Annotated in this window: 22 protein-coding genes; 16 read left to right on the top strand and 6 right to left on the bottom strand. The window is 36.5% G+C overall.

The genetic code is table 11. The features are described 5' to 3' along the window. The first annotated feature begins 260 nt into the window (after positions 1–260). The 11 genes from D9O48_RS19045 to D9O48_RS16720 all read left to right on the top strand — a co-directional run bounded on the left by D9O48_RS19045 (position 261) and on the right by D9O48_RS16720 (position 8,215). Positions 261–605, top strand: coding sequence for a hypothetical protein (locus D9O48_RS19045; protein WP_233589266.1), 345 nt, complete (start codon positions 261–263; stop codon positions 603–605). Positions 606–619: 14 nt separating this feature from the next. Beyond that, entirely contained in the window at positions 620–1,078 is a 459-nt protein-coding gene (locus D9O48_RS19050; RefSeq protein WP_233589267.1) for a hypothetical protein, read from the top strand. A gap of 281 nt (positions 1,079–1,359) precedes the next feature. Then, a complete protein-coding gene (locus D9O48_RS16680) occupies positions 1,360–1,863 on the top strand; it encodes a DUF6141 family protein (RefSeq protein ID WP_126974132.1) in 504 nt (167 codons plus the stop codon). A 44-nt stretch (positions 1,864–1,907) separates the two neighbouring features. Continuing rightward, the gene (locus D9O48_RS16685; protein WP_126974133.1) at positions 1,908–2,561 is read left to right on the top strand and encodes a DUF5710 domain-containing protein; all 654 of its coding nucleotides are present in this window, start codon (positions 1,908–1,910) and stop codon (positions 2,559–2,561) included. A 296-nt stretch (positions 2,562–2,857) separates the two neighbouring features. Beyond that, a complete protein-coding gene (locus tag D9O48_RS16690; RefSeq protein WP_126974134.1) occupies positions 2,858–4,129 on the top strand; it encodes a DUF418 domain-containing protein in 1,272 nt (423 codons plus the stop codon). A gap of 95 nt (positions 4,130–4,224) precedes the next feature. Further along, positions 4,225–4,881, top strand: coding sequence for a hypothetical protein (locus D9O48_RS16695; RefSeq protein ID WP_126974135.1), 657 nt, complete (start codon positions 4,225–4,227; stop codon positions 4,879–4,881). Positions 4,882–4,993: 112 nt separating this feature from the next. Next, positions 4,994–5,758 carry a type I methionyl aminopeptidase gene (gene map / locus D9O48_RS16700; protein ID WP_126974136.1) on the top strand — a complete coding sequence of 255 codons (765 nt, stop codon included), beginning with the start codon at positions 4,994–4,996 and terminating at the stop codon, positions 5,756–5,758. 29 nt (positions 5,759–5,787) lie between these two features. Further along, positions 5,788–6,624, top strand: coding sequence for a serine hydrolase domain-containing protein (locus D9O48_RS16705; protein ID WP_126974137.1), 837 nt, complete (start codon positions 5,788–5,790; stop codon positions 6,622–6,624). 409 nt (positions 6,625–7,033) lie between these two features. Continuing rightward, complete coding sequence (locus D9O48_RS16710) at positions 7,034–7,402, top strand: iron chaperone (protein WP_126974138.1); 369 nt, start codon at positions 7,034–7,036, stop codon at positions 7,400–7,402. Between the two features lie 37 nt (positions 7,403–7,439). Beyond that, positions 7,440–7,799, top strand: a complete 360-nt coding sequence (locus D9O48_RS16715; RefSeq protein WP_126974139.1) for a DUF2200 domain-containing protein — start codon at positions 7,440–7,442, stop codon at positions 7,797–7,799. A 53-nt stretch (positions 7,800–7,852) separates the two neighbouring features. After that, positions 7,853–8,215 carry a bleomycin resistance protein gene (locus tag D9O48_RS16720; RefSeq protein WP_126974140.1) on the top strand — a complete coding sequence of 121 codons (363 nt, stop codon included), beginning with the start codon at positions 7,853–7,855 and terminating at the stop codon, positions 8,213–8,215. A 216-nt stretch (positions 8,216–8,431) separates the two neighbouring features. Here D9O48_RS16720 and D9O48_RS16725 read toward each other — a convergent pair whose 3' ends face one another. Then, on the bottom strand, positions 8,432–8,938 hold the full coding sequence (locus D9O48_RS16725) for a DUF1572 family protein (protein WP_233589268.1): 507 nt from the start codon (positions 8,936–8,938) through the stop codon (positions 8,432–8,434). Positions 8,939–9,187: 249 nt separating this feature from the next. On the opposite strand from D9O48_RS16725, the gene D9O48_RS16730 reads away from it, so the two are divergent. After that, on the top strand, positions 9,188–9,664 hold the full coding sequence (locus D9O48_RS16730; RefSeq protein ID WP_126974141.1) for a hypothetical protein: 477 nt from the start codon (positions 9,188–9,190) through the stop codon (positions 9,662–9,664). Between the two features lie 62 nt (positions 9,665–9,726). Then, positions 9,727–11,601: a 30S ribosomal protein S1 gene (rpsA, locus tag D9O48_RS16735; protein WP_126974142.1), complete on the top strand. Its 1,875-nt coding sequence runs from the start codon at positions 9,727–9,729 to the stop codon at positions 11,599–11,601. Between the two features lie 235 nt (positions 11,602–11,836). On the opposite strand, the gene hxpB is transcribed toward rpsA, so the two are convergent. Then, a complete protein-coding gene (gene hxpB / locus D9O48_RS16740) occupies positions 11,837–12,493 on the bottom strand; it encodes a hexitol phosphatase HxpB (protein WP_126974143.1) in 657 nt (218 codons plus the stop codon). A 146-nt stretch (positions 12,494–12,639) separates the two neighbouring features. Between hxpB and D9O48_RS16745 the strand changes: the two genes are divergently transcribed. Then, complete coding sequence (locus D9O48_RS16745) at positions 12,640–13,377, top strand: lysophospholipid acyltransferase family protein (protein WP_126974144.1); 738 nt, start codon at positions 12,640–12,642, stop codon at positions 13,375–13,377. A 44-nt stretch (positions 13,378–13,421) separates the two neighbouring features. Here D9O48_RS16745 and D9O48_RS16750 read toward each other — a convergent pair whose 3' ends face one another. Further along, positions 13,422–13,940: an acyl-CoA thioesterase gene (locus D9O48_RS16750; protein WP_126974145.1), complete on the bottom strand. Its 519-nt coding sequence runs from the start codon at positions 13,938–13,940 to the stop codon at positions 13,422–13,424. 153 nt (positions 13,941–14,093) lie between these two features. Beyond that, positions 14,094–15,194 carry a mandelate racemase/muconate lactonizing enzyme family protein gene (locus D9O48_RS16755; RefSeq protein ID WP_126974146.1) on the bottom strand — a complete coding sequence of 367 codons (1,101 nt, stop codon included), beginning with the start codon at positions 15,192–15,194 and terminating at the stop codon, positions 14,094–14,096. 130 nt (positions 15,195–15,324) lie between these two features. Here D9O48_RS16755 and D9O48_RS16760 point away from each other — a divergent pair, with 130 nt between their 5' ends. After that, complete coding sequence (locus D9O48_RS16760; protein WP_126974147.1) at positions 15,325–16,545, top strand: proline dehydrogenase family protein; 1,221 nt, start codon at positions 15,325–15,327, stop codon at positions 16,543–16,545. 91 nt (positions 16,546–16,636) lie between these two features. Here the strand turns inward: D9O48_RS16760 and D9O48_RS16765 are convergent, their stop codons facing one another. Continuing rightward, on the bottom strand, positions 16,637–17,287 hold the full coding sequence (locus D9O48_RS16765) for a hypothetical protein (protein ID WP_126974148.1): 651 nt from the start codon (positions 17,285–17,287) through the stop codon (positions 16,637–16,639). Positions 17,288–17,374: 87 nt separating this feature from the next. Here D9O48_RS16765 and D9O48_RS16770 point away from each other — a divergent pair, with 87 nt between their 5' ends. Next, the gene (locus D9O48_RS16770) at positions 17,375–17,650 is read left to right on the top strand and encodes a hypothetical protein (RefSeq protein WP_126974149.1); all 276 of its coding nucleotides are present in this window, start codon (positions 17,375–17,377) and stop codon (positions 17,648–17,650) included. 4 nt (positions 17,651–17,654) lie between these two features. Here the strand turns inward: D9O48_RS16770 and D9O48_RS16775 are convergent, their stop codons facing one another. Continuing rightward, complete coding sequence (locus D9O48_RS16775; protein WP_158624924.1) at positions 17,655–18,245, bottom strand: DUF1684 domain-containing protein; 591 nt, start codon at positions 18,243–18,245, stop codon at positions 17,655–17,657. Positions 18,246–18,264 lie beyond the last annotated feature (19 nt).

Here is an 18,264-nt window from a genome sequence, read left to right on the forward strand (position 1 = left end):
GATATTTAAGATAATACAGTATAGTAAGAATATACAATCGGATATTTAAAAAATTGTACAAAAAATTGGAGATGTTGTACCAAATTATAAAAACTATTTTTGTTATTTTATTAATAATACAAATAAATCTATCTTTAAATATTTCTCCCCAATAATATAACAAGTAAATTTTAAATTTATTTTAGCTTCTACCCAACTCTCCTAATTGATATTAATTATTCGATTATGTATATTAGAATAAAATATAAAAAAAGAAAATAATGAAATCAGAAGAAATAAAAGACTTATTCAGAAAATTTGAAGAAGCCGCTTCTGAATTAGAAGGCGTTGAGTGTTGGAGTGCACGCGATTTGCAATTTTTACTAGGGTATAGCAAATGGGAAAACTTTGAAAGAGTAATACAAAAAGCTAAAGATTCCTGCAGAAATGCTGGCGAAGAAGTTATTTATCACTTTCCCGACGTCAGGAAGATGATCACTAAAGGCAAGGGTGCTAAAGATGAAGTAGATGATTTTTTATTAACTCGTTATTTAGTTGCACAAAATGGCGATAGCCGTAAAATAGAAATAGCCTTTGCACAAAATTATCAAGAAGAGCCGAGCTGATTGAACAACGTTTTTTGGAATATGAGAGAGTTAAAGCAAGAGAAAAATTAAATCAGACAGAAAAACAACTTTCAGGGATTTTATACGATAGAGGAGTAGATTCTCAAGGGTTTGCAATAATTAGAAGTAAAGGCGATCAGGCCTTATTCCGGTTGAACACACAAATGTTAAAATATAAAATGCGTGTTCCTGAAAGTAGGCCAATTGCAGATTTTTTGCCAACAATAAGTATTAAAGCAAAAGATTTAGCAGCGGAAATGACCGGATTAAATGTTCAAAGTAAAGATCTGAAAGGACAAAGTAAGATAGAAAAAGAACATATTGATAATAACTTAGCAGTAAGGAATATGCTTACAAACAGGGGTATTATTCCTGAAAATTTGCCTTCTGCTGAAGACGTAAAGAAATTACAAAGAAAGTTAAGTAATGATGAAAAAAAGCTTCTTAAAGACACTCGAAAGAAAAAGAAATAAATAAATGGATAATTTTATTGATTAAGTCACACTGGTGGAATAATTTGCCTGGTGAAACTCTAGTTCGAGAGCTTCTCAATATTTACTCTCTCATTATTTTTTCTATATTACACGAATACAAAATCACTGCCGAGCATTCTTCGTTATCCGGAAAAAATGAAAAATATTTTATTTATTCATACCACACGCATCACCCTGTTTGCTTTCAGAGATCTGAAAATAATAAAGTAACTTCAATACCGACAGATTTAATCTTGTAAGATCATATAATTCTATATAACATGAACGAAATAATCTTTACCGAAAGACAGCGATTTAAGCAATGGTGGATCTGGATCCTGTTATTGGGAGTAAACGCTTTTTTCTTATATGGCGTTTTCATACAGCTGGTGATTGGTCGTAGCTTTGGAAATAAGCCCATGAATAATACTACTCTGCTGATCATTACCGGGTTGACGCTACTGATAACTTTGCTGGTGTATAATCTTCGCTTAGATACGATCATCAGAAATGATGGCATCTATGTACGTTTTTTCCCGTTTCATTTTAAGTTTAAACAGTACACCTGGAATACGCTGACGAAATGTTATATCAGAAAATATTCAGCTTTGTTAGAATATGGTGGATGGGGTGTGAGAATCGGGCTTTCCGGCAAAGCTTTTAATGTTTCGGGCAATAAAGGATTGCAGTTGGAGCTTAACAATAAGAAAAAGATACTCATCGGAACAAAAAAGCCTGAAGAGCTCGCTCAAAAGTTAGAAAGTATCGCACAGTTAAAGCATTGATAAAAATGATCTTTGATAGATTAAGTTAACTAAACACTCTTGCTATGCCACTGAAGCTTAATGTTCCGTATGCCGATAAAGAGCTTGCAAAAAGCAAAGGTGCTTTTTGGGATGCTGAAGAGAAAACCTGGTATGTTCCTGATCATAGAAACATCAATGATTTTCTTACCTGGTTTGATACCGATAAAATTGATACCATTTTAAAAACGCCTTTTTATATGGCGTCGAATAAAAGATCGTGCTGGAAGTGTAAGAAGAAAATAACTGTACTTGCTTTATATTCAGATAATTTTTATTACCTGGATGAAGAGGGTTCTGATAATGAAGAATCGGTGTTTGAAAAAGCAGAGTTGAAATCATTTTTTAGCCATGTTTTTTATATTGATGAAAATTTTGCTTCTTTTGTAAGGCAACAATTTCCTGATTTTAAGTTAGGTTTTTCTAAAACAGTAAATGGAGAATACTGGGCTAATCATTGTGAATTTTGTCACGCATTACAAGGAGACCATTTTAATCATGAATCACCCGGTGGCGCATTTTTTCCGGTTACAGATGAAGAATGTGAAAACATTACGCTTATTCAAATACCTTTTAAATTTGATGTCGGTATCACAGGCTCTTATTCAGATTTTTCGAATCAGGATAGGGCATTTGAACGGGCGAAGAAGAAATTATGGCATTACGGGTTTAAGTTATGAAACTGGTATAAAAATCCAGCAGATAACGCAGAAAAGTAAATTTATATCTGCAGAATATTCAGCGAAGATCTGCGCTGAATAACTCTTCAGTAGAAAAGCACCGTTCTGCGTCATCTGCGGGCAAACTTAATCTCTCCTGTTTAAAGATTCATCAGCAATTGGAAGCAGGCAAATTATTCAGCAGCCTGGTTCTGAGAATTATAAAACTTACAAGTAAATAATATATATTCGGCTACTTGTATATGCTAGTTGAATTCTCTATATTTAATGGTTAGTCATCACTTTAAATCTATTCGATGCAAACCACTAAAATAAACCCCACCGGGTCACTGGACAGAATCCCTTCACTCGACTTCTTACGAGGTATCGCTATTCTGGGAATCATTTTTATCAATATTGAAAGTTTTGTTTATCCCGAAGCTTTTACGCCATGGAAAAACGGATTTCAAAGTGAAATAGACTATAGTACACGCTTTTGGGTGTATTTTCTTACACAAGGAAAATTTTACACGATGTTCGCTTTATTGTTCGGTGTTGGTTTCGTGATCTTCCTGAACCGTTTAGAGAGTAGAAATGTCGGGCTCAAAGCAATGGATATTTACACCCGGAGATTACTCTGGTTGTTTATATTCGGTGTTATTCATGCTTATTTTATCTGGACAGGAGATGTTTTGTATCACTATGCCATTTGCGGATTATTCTTACTTCCTTTCCGTTCTATTCAAAGTAAATACCTGGTATTCGTTATATTGTTACTCGCAGTTTTTCCGATGGTGAAATCGTATGAGTCTACCACTAAAAGACAAGAATCAGAACGCGACTATTTAACTGCTATTAAAGTAACAGAATCAGAAAGAACGGAAGAAGATAAAAAGAAGATAGCTTCCTGGGAACGTCTGACAGAAAAAAAATCGCCCGATACCAGTTATATAAAACCAAAAAAGGAAACATATTGGTCGGGTGTAAAAGAATCTTACCAACAGGTAAAAGTACATGATGGTGTATTTTACTATCAGCACGTCATCTTCTCTTCTTTAATGATTATGCTCACGGGTATGATTCTGTACAGAGCCGGCATCTTCTCCAATTACCGGGTATGGAAATACTACTGGCTGATCAGTATTACTCTTTTAATAATTGGCTTGCTCGTGAATTATTTCAGAGTATACAAATGGACCTACGAATACTATAAACCCATTACTAATGTTTGGGAAGGTTATTTGTCTGTATTTAATAAAGAATTATTAGGAGTAGCTTATATTCTGATCATTAACGGACTTTATCAGAAATTTTTGGTTCACTCAAAAATAAAACTGATTTCAAATGTCGGAAAAACGGCTTTGTCGAATTATATTTTCCAAAGTATTACGCTCGGAATTGTGTTTTACGGTTATGGTTTTGAGCTCTTCAACCGCTTCTCAAGATTTGAACTTCTTGGTATCATTTTATGCGTATGGATAGTTCAGATAATACTAACCTATCTGTGGCTTAAAAAACACCAATACGGTCCGTTGGAGTGGTTGTGGAGAAAACTGACGTATAGTTCTTTTGCCAGGAAAGACAATTAATAGGTTGGCTTTCTGAAAAGGATGTAAGAATTTTATGTAGAGATACATTAATTTCATTGTGTGGAAGCATCTGTTGATTTTTAGAATATAAACAAATGATATATTATAAGCTGACTATACCTGGTTTCAATCAATATAAATTTGCATGGGCTGAAATGACTGAAAATGCAAATGTATCACAAGATTTTCCGAAGTGTCCGCAATGTCATGAGCCTGTAGGGGTATCTTACTGGCTTCCTCCTTATGATATAGTTCTGAAACAACCAAAAAAGATAGGGGATTTCGTAGGAGGTGTAATTGGTGTTGATTTAATTGTTTCACAAAATTTCAAAGACAAATACCTTTCCAGCGGATTGACTGGTATCGTTAGCTTCATTCAACTTAATATTGTAAAGGCAGGAGTAAGTACCAAAAAAGAATACAATATTCTTCCGCTATGGGGCGCTACTGTAGAAATTACATATACACAAGTTGATTATAAAAAAATGGAAGTTACATGGTTTTCTGAGCCTGAGGAAAATATTTGCAAGTTATGTTGTCCTGGAGGTGGAGGTATAGGCGGTACTTATGAAAAATATCAAAAAATTGTTTTTAAAAAAGAAACATTAACAAAGAACGACTTTTTCATCCCCATTAATTTCCCGGGAAATATTATGCTCTCACAGAATGCAAAAGCATTCTTGGAAATAAATGATTTTTCAAACTATCAATTAGTGCCAGACTATGAAGCGAAAGAAAACATTTATAAATAAATCATTCTTTGATAAAATGGCTAAAAGATGCGAGCCATAGAAAATGTGTATATTTATTGTTGAATCGCGTTTTACATGAATCCAAGTGAAGAATGAACGTAAATATCAGGCAATGTCAATAACAAAAGAATCAGAACTCATCGGAATGCAGAAAGCCAGTAAGGCTGTTGCTTATACATTGAAAGAAATGATGCAATATGCTCAACCCGGTATGACAACGAAAGAGCTGGATGAATATGGTGCCTCCATTTTAGACGGTTTCGGAGCGAAATCTGCACCCTATCTCACCTATGGTTTTCCGGGCTACACCTGCATTAGTGTAAACAACGAGTTCTGCCACGGTATTCCATCTGACAAACGTATCTTGCTGGAGGGTGATTTGGTGAATATTGATGTTTCTGCTGAACTGAATGGATTTTGGGCAGATAACGGTGCTTCTTTTGTTTTGGGGAATGATATTCATCAACACCAAAAGTTGGTGACAGCCTCCAAAGACATTCTGGAAAAAACGATTAACAGTATCAAAGGTGGTGTAAAAATAGCAGATATCGGATTTTTAATGGAATCAGAAGCTAAAAAAAGAGGTTTTAAAGTCATTAAAAACCTTGGTGGCCACGGTATCGGCAGAAGTTTGCACGAACAACCGGATGAACTGCTAAACTATAAAAACCATTTAGACCAACGACGCTTTAAGAAAAATTCAGTAGTGGCTATTGAAACTTTTATTTCAACCTCCTCTTCCTATGTAACTGAATTAAATGACGGTTGGACGATGACCGGTAATAAAGGCGGATACATGGCACAGCATGAACATACCATCATCATAACAGATGGGAAACCCGTTATATTAACGGCGGAGAACGGTATATTTCAATAAAACCTTCTGTGAACAAAAGAATAAAGGGAATGATAATCATCCTACGGGTGTTAATACTGGTGCTATTGACAGGATGTAAACAAAACAGTCAATCGCAAAGTAATAAAGTGCCACTTGAGTTGATAGAAAGTGTGATCAATACAGAAGTAACAGGATTTTTAAAACCTCCTTACACAACACTTTCCGGAGTTATTTACATAAACGGTACTTCCTATCAGTTTCATTTCGGAAAACTGCTCAATGGTAATAAACCGGATAATCAAACAATATACGAAATTGCTTCTATTACAAAAACTTATACCGGATTGTTGCTTTCTCAGGCAATTGCCGATAATCAGCTTTCATTAAATGCGGATGTCAGAAAATACCTGAAATGTTATTATCCGGATCTACAGTTAGACGCTAATCGACCTGTTACTTTAAAACATCTGATAACGCATTCCGCAGGATTACCTCCGGTTATTAATTGCGAAAATGTTTCTTCAGTGGATTCGCAGGTAAGTTGTTATAGTCAGTTTACCCGAAATGATTTTTTTGAAAAATTGAAACATGTAAAGCTGATTGATCGTTCAGGAACTAGCTATAACTACTCGAATGCAGGAGTGCAATTAATAGGATACATTGGTAAATTTGCTTTGGAAATAGATAAAACACAGACTTTCACCGTTGTGTTGAAGAATGGTAAGTTGTTCTTTCTGGATGGCGATGGTAATGAGGTTGAAATGAAAGCCGAAGGCGAATTTACTTTTTTTGATAATCCCGGTTCCAGAGAGAGTTTTATTTTTGAATTGAATCCCGCAACTAAAAAATACGATCTTATATTACTCACCGAAGGTGTAAAGCTAAAGTGTCAGCGAATTGAATAACAACGAAAGGATTGAATTTATACGTAAATTGTGTGGCCGAACGAAGTATTGTATTCGTAAACGATTAATCACCATAAAACTGTAAACAGTATGAGATACCTGTACATCCCTTTCGGTTTAGTGGCAATTTTTATTGTGTATGCTTTATATCTTTTGTTAATAAAAAAGGATAGGGAGAAGTTTAAAGCTATGTTATACCCGGCTTTGTTTTTTATAGCTATCTGGATAGTACTGTATTACTTTTTATGGAAGTAAAGCGGACCAGCTTTTACAAAAATGAAATAATACTAATGTACTATAATTTGTTGTATTTCAGTTGTTTTTCTGTTTAGATGAGACTGTTCTCATAATATTTCGGTAGGTATCTTCCCATCAATTTGCTAAATTTATAGTCAAATATTCCTTTGCTATGGCGAAAACCGACTATCAATCTATCGATCAGTACCACGAAGCTTTTTCCGGAGATATCAGCCAACGTTTGCAAACTGTTCGTGAACTGGTACATCGTATTGCACCGGAGGCAGAGGAGGTAATCAGTTATCAGATTCCGGCTTTTAAGATCGGTAAAAAGTTTTTAATATACTATTGTGCTTTTGAAAAACACCTCTCTGTTTCAAATCCATGGAGTGATGCTTTACTGAAAGCTTTTGAAAAAGAACTGGCGATGTTTAAAACCTCCAAATCAGTGATTCAATTTCCTCATAACAAAGAGCTGCCGGTTGAATTTATTGAACGCATTATTGCGTTCAGAAAAAAGGAAGTCTACGACAGTCAATAATTTCCGGATGGTTAGATACTTTAAAACGAAATGACATATGAAAGCTAGTAATAATGAAAGAGTCTACCGGATGTCCTTCGCAGGTGTTTATCCGCATTATATTCAGAAAGCTGAAAAAAAAGGACGTACCAAAGCGGAAGTAGATGAAATTATATTTTGGTTAACCGGCTATAATGAAACAACATTGCAGCAGGTGATTGAAAATAAAACTGATTTTGAAAACTTCTTTGCCAAAGCGCCGTCGTTGAATCCCAACGTTTCAAAAATAACAGGTGTGATCTGCGGGTATAGAGTAGAAAATATCGAAGATCCGGTGATGCAAAAAGTTCGTTATTTGGATAAGTTGATTGATGAACTTGCGAAAGGAAAAACGATGGAAAAAATACTGAGAAAATAAAAAGAAAATCGGGTATCATTTTTATTTATCGTAACTTTTACAATTAATAAACTATGTTGACAGCAATTCATCCCAAATTACCTATGCGGAATAAAACCGTTACTAAAGATTTTTATATTCAGCAGTTAGGTTTTCAGGAATTGGGCAGTCCCGGCTACGACCAGTATTTAATGGTTCGGAAAGATGCTATTGAAATTCATTTTTTTGAATTCAAAGAACTGGATCCGAAAGAAAATTACGGACAGGTTTATATCCGTACAAACGACATTGAGCAATTATATCAATCCTTCCTTGATCAAAATATTCCTATTCATCCCAACGGTGCGTTGGATGTCAGACCCTGGGGGCAAAAAGAGTTCTCTATGTTAGATCCTGATAATAACTTACTCACTTTTGGACAAAGTGTGTGTCTCTGATTGATCACTTTATTCATTAATCCGGGAACACTTCCATTTTTTAAAGGTAGGAGAGAGTACGAAAGGAACTTATCTGGTGGAAGCGTTTTGTAGTGCAGAAGACCAGGATCAGTAAGTGACTGTCAGCTAACTGATTTAAAAACATTTTATTACGACGTTTTAAGCAATGTAGGCGAAATAAAAAATCCCGTTGTGAAACAACGGGATTTTAATATATTAAGCGTGTGCTTTTCTATGGTGTTGTACCTGACCGGTATTGAATTGCAGATGTTGCAAAACATGGAACAGGAAACGCTCGGTTGAAACAGGAGTAGATAAAACCTGTACAGGATATAACTTTTGCAACTCTGATTTGCTCAATTGCTCCAGTGTATCTCTCATTGTAACTTTTGCAGCTTCTACTTCTTCAATCAATTTCGCTTTCGAAACGTTCTTGATTTTGAATTCGGCATCTTTATTACGCATGTAGCCACTATCGTTGAGCACGGCTCCTAAATAGTGCTGCACATTACCGATAATATGCAAACAAAGATTACCTCCGGCAACTTCTTTTTCATTAAATGTAGTCCAAAGGCTACTATCGTCCGGATACTGATTAATTTCAGAAATGAGAACATCAAATCCTTCCTCGAATAACTCAATTAAAAGCGGTGTGATCATAAATAAAAATGCTTCTTTTATATTGGGGCTCAAATGTAAATCAAAAACGTTTGTATCGTTCATCAATCTGCAAAAAAATTTTAAAAAAAATATTTAACAACGATTTTCTAATCAATTATTAATGTTTCAGTAATAATAAGAATTGCGGATTTTTACGTGAGCGGAGGCAAAAAGGCTGGAAAGAGAAGATGCTGGGGACTGAAAAACGCAAATAAATGCTTGAAACGGCAATATACTTGAATAAAAGCAACTAAATATTTGATTGTTAAAACGAATGTGATTAAATTTAGAACATCAAAACTCTAGGCTTTTATGAGAAAATCATCACTATTCACCTTAATGGCTGCAATGTTACTGCTGGCAGCCGGTTGTTCGAAAGACGACAAAGAACCGAGCTTTTCTTCTGTAGAAGGTGGCTGGTTTGCACAACGTATGGACAACGGCGTTTTTGCACAGGTACGCCATTCTATCTTTTTAAACGGAAACGGAGTAGGAAAAGTATACCGTTTTACTTCTGCAACAGACAAATATCGCTATGATGCTGCATATTCGCAAACCGGCGATACATTAACTATTGATTATCAAGAAGTAATCAGAGTTAGTGGCAATTGGGATACCTCAAATGTAACGTTAAAATTAGGGGTGAATGAGAACTTATCTTCAGCTTATGGACGTTGGTTCTCGAGTTATAAAGGTGTTTCGAAGAAATTCGGCCAGGTTTATATGAACCAGGATGCAGAAATGTCAGAAACCAAAATCACCGGTAATTTCACCAATATACCACAGTAGGTAAAATTAAAATATTATAGTATCTTTGGTGCCCGAAATTAAACAATTCGGGCATTTTTATTATGTTTTCATTCATTAAACAATTAAACGCTGATGCTCAGGAGTCGTCTGCAAACGCAGATGTTACAGCGTCACAAAAAGCACCTGAGGCGACTGCACACGACGATTTCGATTGGAGTGTTGACAAACGTAATGTTGCTCATTACAGCCAGGCTGAAAAAGAAAAGTATGATGCTGTTTATGAGTCTACTTTTAAAGCTGTTACTGATGGTGAATTAGTAACCGGTTTAGTAGTAGGTGTTACTAAAACTGATGTTGTTATCAATATCGGTTTCAAAAGTGACGGCTTGGTTTCTCTGAACGAGTTCCGTGATTTAGCTGGTTTAAAAACCGGTGATGAAGTGGAAGTAATGGTAGTAGAGAAAGAAGACAGAGACGGTCACTTAAACTTAAGCCGCAAACAAGCTCGTATCACCCGTGCCTGGGAAAGAATTGTGGAAGTACACAAAACAGGTGAAGTTATTACCGGTACGGTTACTTCTAAAACTAAAGGTGGTTTAATCGTTGATGTATTTGGTATGGAAACATTCTTACCAGGTTCTCAGATTGACGTTAAACCTGTTACTGACTACGATCAGTTTGTTGGTAAAACTATGGAGTTTAAAGTTGTTAAGATCAATGAAGCAATTAAGAACGCCGTAGTATCTCACAAAGCGTTAATCGAAAGCGATATCGAAGCACAACGCGTTGAGATTATGAGCAAATTAGAAAGAGGTCAGGTATTAGAAGGAACTATCAAAAATATCACTGACTTCGGTGCATTCATGGATCTTGGTGGTTTAGACGGTTTATTATACATCACTGATATCAGCTGGGGTAGAATCAGCCATCCAAGTGAAGTATTGAAGTTAGACCAGAAACTGAAAGTGGTGGTTCTTGACTTTGATGATGAGAAAAAACGCATCAGCTTAGGTCTGAAACAATTAACTCCGCATCCTTGGGATATTTTACCAGAAACAGTGGTAGAAGGTTCTGTAGTGAAAGGTAAAGTGGTAAACATCGAGGATTATGGTGCTTTCTTAGAAATCATGCCTGGTGTTGAAGGTTTAGTACACGTAAGTGAAATTACATGGGCTAATACTCCGATCAATGCGAAAGAATTCTTTAAATTAGGAGATGAGTACGAAGCTAAAATCGTTACTTTAGATAAAGAAGCACGCAAAATGAGCTTATCTATTAAGCAAATGAGCGAAGATCCTTGGAGCACTATCGAAAACAAATTCCCTGAAGAAAGCCGTCACGAAGGTTTAGTAAAAAACATTACTCCTTACGGCGTATTCGTTGAATTAGCTCCTGGTATCGGTGGTATGATTCACATCAGCGATTTAAGCTGGTTGAAACGCTTCAATCACCCTTCTGAGTATACTAAAGTAGGTGATAAAATCGATGTTATTATTTTAGGTATCGATAAAGAAAACCGCAAACTTCAACTAGGACACAAACAACTGGAAGAAGATCCTTGGAATGCTTTACAAGATACTTTCGCAGTAGGTACTACTCATCAGGGTACTATCACTCGTAAAGATGACAAAGGTGCCAGCGTACAATTAGAATATGGTTTAGAAGGTTTCGCTCCAAACCGTCATCTGGCAAAAGAAGATGGTAAAACTTTAGGAGTAGACGAAACTGCAGAATTCATGGTGATCGAATTCGATCGTAATGAAAAACGCATCGTTGTTTCTCACTCTCGTATCTGGGAACAAACTAAGATAGAAGAGAAAGAAACTGCTCGTAAAGAAGCAAAAGCAGAATCTGATAAAACTAAAAAAGCTGTTAAAAACCTCCAATCTAAAGTAGAAAAAGCAACTTTAGGTGATTTAGGTGCTTTGGCAGAAATCAAAGAAAAATTGAAACAAGAAGAAAAAGGCGACCAATAATCCCTTTCTCAGACAATTTTCTATAGAAAAAGGCGTTCTTTATGAACGCCTTTTTTATTTAGTAACATTTGAATAACTAAAATGTAAATTGTTTTAAGTAAATTTGCGCACCTTAACCTAATGATTCGCTGCCGATTAAATCAATATCATCATGAACACGGAAAAAAACATCTATTCTTATCTTCAGTTAATCGCTTTAGTGGCAGCTATTATTTGTATTCACGCCTGCGCTTAATTAAAACATACTTTTAATTAAGTCTGCAGTTACTTCTTCTAAACTTTTTAGCTGGGCATCGGCTGCTTGCCATCTAACCTGACTGTGAAACAGTGCAGCAGGCACTACTATGCATTTCATCCGGGCTGCTTTCGCGGCAATCATGCCATTGAACGAATCTTCAAACGCTAAGCAATGATGCGGTTGAAAACCTAATTCTTTTGCACAGTTGATATAAACCTGCGGGTGCGGTTTACCAAACTCAAGATGCTCCGCTGAAGATTTTACCTTGAAGTATTGACTGATTTTAAATTGTTCCACTGCTGCTGTTATTAAACGCATGGGAGAGGAGCTTGCCAGGCCAATTGTGTAACCGGCTTCTTCCAGTAAAGAAAGTGTATGCGCTACACCTGGCATTAACGAACCTTTCTCTACTATATATTGCGTTGCAAGTGTCTCTACTGCTTCTATCCCTTCCTGTACCGGCGCTTTAATCTGATATTGTTCAAACCATAATTCAATCCATTCTTTGGTACGTAAGCCAACCGAACTGGTATACTCCTCTCCGGTTAAAGTTACTCCGTAACCAGCCAGTACTGCATTGCCGGCCTGTTCCCATAAAGGTTCGGAATCGATCAACAATCCGTCCATGTCAAATATTACACAACCTGTATTCATTTCATAAAAATTTTCTACATTCAACTAATAAAAGAAAGTTTATATAAAAGTACTTTAAATAAGTTACTTGCGTTTATTTACTTCCGCTGAAATATTTTGACTTATGTTTAGATTATTATTTAAATTAGCTGTGTAGGAATATCATTATGTCGAATTTACAAGAATCGCTTATACGTAGCCGTTTGTTCAGAAAGTTTCTCTATAGCACTATCGGAGCAATTACCTATCCTTTCATCGCAATCCGGAACAAAATTAAAATAGAAGGAACCGAACATATAGAGCATTTACCCCATAAAAATGTACTTTTTATCAGTAATCACCAAACCTATTTTGCTGATGTAATTACTTTTATTCATATTTTTTGTGCGGTTAAATGGCGGAAAAGAAACAAACTCGGCGTACCTTATTATTTGCTGAACCCTTTTGCAAAGATTTACTATGTAGCTGCATCCGAAACCATGAAACAAACTACTTTAAGTAAATTATTTACACTGGCAGGTGCTATTACAGTAAAAAGAACATGGAACCCTGATCATAAAGAAACACGGAAAGGACTCGATCCGTCAGATACCAGAAAAGTTACCCGCGCACTTGACGATAATTGGGTAATTACTTTTCCTCAGGGTACTACCACTCCATATGCGCCCGGTAGAAAGGGAACAGCACTCATTGCTAAAATGGCTCAACCGATTATTATTCCGGTAGTCATTGATGGTTTCAGAACGGCGTTTGGTAAAAAAGGAATTGCACTGGAGAAAAGAACAACGTTAACTGTACGATTTAAACCACCCATGCAGTACACTGCAGAAAATACAACTGATGAATTACTGGCTTTAATGATGGATGCAATAGAACAATCAGAAAAGTTTAAACCTGTTAAATAGTTATACAAAAACACCCCTCAACGGTAGTTGAGGGGTGTTTTTTATTATTTAAAGAATAATGCTTTTAACTCTGTTGCCGCATCGGGTTGCATTTTACCGCCCAGTATCAGCCTTAGTTGACGTCTTCTTAAAGCGCCGTCATATAAAACTTTTTCCTCTTCTGTTTCCGGAATTAATGACGGAACATGAATAGGTTTTCCATTATTATCGATTGCTACAAATGTCAGGTAGGCTTCATTACTTTTATACTTGTGTTGTAATACCGTATCTTCTCCCCAAACATTTAAATGTACTTCCATAGAAGTATTGAAGGAGCGTGATACTTTAGCTTGTATATGAACAACATTACCCAGTTTGATAGAATTTTCAAAAGAAATATTGTCTACTGATGCAGTAACAACTGGTCTTCCGCAGTGTTTCAAGGCTGCCAAAGCACCCGCAATGTCCATCCAATACATTAATCTGCCCCCCATTAAATTGCCGAAAGTATTGGTATCATTCGGAAGTACTAACTCGGTCATAATCACACTCGACTCTTTGGCTGTTTTAGCTTTCAATTCCATGCAAAAGATTTTGTGCAAATATACTCTTACTGATTTAAAAAATAGAAGAGAGGGGCAAGTAATATACAACGAGAACGTTAAAGTGGGAGGGATAATAAGCTTCTTTATTGCAGAAAAAAGGCTGCAATACGATCATTTGCAGCCTTTTGAATTTTATATTTGAATATGTTCCAGTTGTGATAAGAAATCATCTTTAACATCTGAACCCAGTCCGGCTCCTTCCGGTACTTCTACATAAAAATCGTTATACCTGATTCCTCCGGTTACGGGATCTGCCAGATGGCCTACCATACAGGTATCAAGATCATAAAACTGAACTATATCATACGCCTGGGCAAATTGTGCAAAAGCACTTAATGCCAGTCTGCTTTCAAGCATACCACCGATCATACACGGCATATTTGCTTTTCGGGCCACTTCGGCAATTTTAATAGATTCAAGTATACCGGAAGACTTGGCAAATTTGATATTCAGATAATGACAGCTGTCGGTAGCAATCAGTCTTTCTGCATCATGGTGGTGATAGATACTTTCATCAGCCATAATTTTTATGGGAGATAAATTTTTCAGTTCTGGTAATTTACCGTCATTCCAGGTACGCATCGGTTGTTCGCAATATTGAATATTTAAGTCACCCATAGCTGTTAATGCAAAGCGGGCATCTTCAAAGCTCCAACCCTGGTTGGCGTCAATACGTAATTTAATTTCATCACCGGCGGCTGCTCTGATTTGTTGCATCCTGATCACATCCTCCTGAGCGTTTTTACCCAGCTTTACTTTGATCTTTTTTACTCCCCGGGCTACAAAATCTTTTGCAGTGGCAGCCATTTTTTCAGGAGTATTAATTCCCATTGTTAAGTCGGTTTCCAACTGTTTGAGGCTTGTACCACCCAGGTATTTATAAAGAGGCAGGTTAACTTTTTTGGCATTCAGGTCATACAACGCCATATCAAATGCACTTTTAATAGTGGCATTTCCGGCGGTGAACAGATGCAATTCCTGCATTCTTTCTTCTATATTTTCAGCGTTTTTGCTTTTCCATAAACGGGCAAAATCCTTCGCCATTTCAAAACAGGTGTTCTGTGTTTCTCCAACAATCATCGGGAATGCAGAACATTCGCCGACGCCATGAATACCTGCATCTGTATGAATACGGATAAATGTGTTTTGCGCATAGTCCATGGTGCCGGTGGCAATTGTAAACGGTTCCATCGGAATGCTGAATTTCCAGACATCAATGTGCGTAATTTTCATATAACATCAATAAGATAGTGTGTTGGAAAGGTATGAAAATTCTAAGATAACTCAGAGGGTTGCGGCTATTTCATAAATAGATTTTATAAATCCAATCGCTTAAGTATTTTTGCCAAACAATTGTTAGTTCATGTCGAAAATTTCTTTTGATAACACAGCATATGCGTTTGCATATATGTCTGATAAGGAGCTTAAAAAAGCCGTACAGTTATACCAGATGATGGGTAAACCATGGTTAGTAAAATTAGGAGGTGTTTTTGCACCTGCCCTCTTAAAATGGAAACTACCTGTTAAAGGCATTATCAGGAATACAATTTATCAGCAATTTGTTGGTGGGGAAACTTTAGAAGCTACATTACCTGCCGTTCAGAAACTCGCTAAATATAATGTAGATTGTATACTTGATTATGGTGTGGAAGGCGGAGAAGGCGAAGCCAATTTTGACCGGGCAACGGAAGAGTTTATCCGTGTGATTAATTTTGCTGCCAATGAAAAGAATATTCCTTTCATGAGTATTAAAGTAACCGGGTTTGCCCGTTTTGCTTTGTTAGAAAAAATTCATGGCCAAACACCTGAAATCGTAGCAGCCAACGGAGAAGTGATTCTGGCAGGATTAACAGAAGAAGAACTGGCTGAATGGAACAGGGTGGAGGAGAGAATGGAACGTATCGCAGCAACTGCTTCAAAAGCAAAAGTAGGCGTAATGGTAGATGCTGAAGAAACGTGGATTCAATATCCCGTAGACGCATTGACGATGAAAATGATGAAAAAGTATAATCAGAAAGATGTAATTCTGTTTAATACGATTCAATTGTACCGTCATGACCGGTTAGCATTTTTACAACTTTCACATACTGTAGCGAAGGAAAACGATTTCATTTTAGGTGCTAAAATTGTAAGAGGCGCCTATATGGAAAAAGAAAGAAAACGTGCTGCAGAAATGGGGTATGCTTCCCCCATCCAGCTTACAAAAGAAGCCAGCGATAAAGACTATAATCTGGCGATAGAATTTTGTATAGAACACCTGAACCGTATTTCTGTAATTGTTGCTTCACATAACGAAAACAGTAGTGCGTTAGCGGCAAGCCTGCTCGACAGAAAAGGTATTGCACACGATCACCCGCATGTACATTTTTCACAGTTATATGGGATGAGTGATAATATTACTTTTAATCTTGCTAAAGACGGATATAAAGTAAGTAAATACCTGCCTTTCGGACCTATTGAAGATGTTATTCCTTACCTCTTGCGAAGAGCTCAGGAAAACTCTTCGATTGCAGGGCAAACCGGCCGTGAATTACAATTACTCAGAAAAGAAATGGTACGTAGAAAAGCCGCAGCCGGCAGATAAAATCCGATTTGGAAAATTCAATTATTTTTTGTATCTTATTTAGATAGGCCTGAGCCAAAAACAAAAAGGATGTCGTAAAGACATCCTTCTTTTATTTTAAGAAGTTGAATTTTAAAGAAATTTCACTGAAAAGATGTGTGTCGTATATATTATACGCTTTCAGGTCATATTGATTTTTATTACTTTGTACTGACCAGCCTACTTTAGCCAGTAAAAATACCTGTTTTGATACTCTGTAAATACCTCCGGTAAAAGGATGGAAGCCGATTGATAAACCGTTATTGTCGATCTGCAGATCGCTTTCGATATAGCTTGGAGAAATAGAGTTATAACCTGGTTTAAAGTTGATCGTGGAGCCTAAGCCGAACATTGGGTGCACTTTAGCTTTTGATTTTCTTTTAGCTACCAGTATCCCGAAATTCACATTACCTGCTTGTGTAGCTCTGGTATCACCTGTAAATGATCTTCCGTCGTCTTTGTTTTTGTAAGAAAAGTTAAAGCTGGGGATAAAATGCAGATTTACTTCGTAAAAAACAGGGCTTTCAACCGAAGGCATTTTTCCGATTCCTACGAAAAAACTATTTAACATTTTGTCGGGAGCGTCGAGATACCATTGCTTCAACCCTACATTAATTGCCAGATTACTGGGTTCTTTGTTAGCCTCACCTTGTATAACTGTTTGTGAGAATGTCGTTAGCTGGTTCAAAATCAATACTGCAAGTATTCCTATTACTTTTCTCATAGCGTTTTAGTGGTTAAATCATTTATGTTTTTGCTAACAATATTTGGTGTGCGATTTGAGTCTAAATATACCATGAATTTTGGAGGTATGACACAAATTGCAGTTTTTCTTTTTTGGATACTTTTGCCTTGTGCAGTGGTGGCTGTTTCCGTTACAGCTATTCTTCATTTAAGATCAAAACAGAAGCGTCAAAAGCTTTTTGTCAGTTCTGAACAAAAGCGAATCAGTGAATTGGAAAAAGAGTTAAAGCATTACAAAAAGGCATACAATAAACTCTTATGCAAATACCACGCTACGAAAAAAACAGATGAAGTGGAAGTCGATGAATCAATCCTTCAACCGTTTAGTCATTCCGAAAATTAATAGTTTATTTCTTTTTGGCAAACTTTGATTCGCCGGCGGTAATAACAGCTTTTATACGGTTATCTTTTGGTGGAATCGGACAATTGTAACCAGTTGTATAAGCGCAATAACCGGTGTATGCACGATTGAAATCTATATAGAGTAAGCCATCCGAAATGGCGTCTAAAGGAAAATCCAGATACCGGCCGCCTTCGTAGGTGGTAGCTCCATTCGAACCATCGTAAAAAGGCAGGAAAAACATCTCTGTCATCTTTTCCTGACCGGGTATATTTTCGAACTTATAAAGATAAAGCACTTCCCGCTGACCTTTTATTTCAAATAGTAATCTGGCATATTTACGGGCAGATCTGATTTTGGTGCCTGTAGTAGGTATTTTAACAATCGGCTGATTGGGTAAAAACTGAACAGCAGCTTTTACGTAAAATGCAGGGTCTCCGTCAAAGAACCTCAGATAAGTAGTATCATCTCCTATAATAGGATATAAATCAGCTACATATTTCGTTCTGTAAACAGTCAGAGAGTCTTGCGAAAAAGTTTGTGCATGTGTAGAATATGTTACTAATAATAGCACTGTTGCAAGAATGTGTTTCAACATATTTTTTCTAAATTTGACG

It is taken from the genome of Gynurincola endophyticus (genome assembly GCF_003991195.1).
Classification (GTDB): Bacteria; Bacteroidota; Bacteroidia; order Chitinophagales; family Chitinophagaceae; genus Gynurincola; species Gynurincola endophyticus.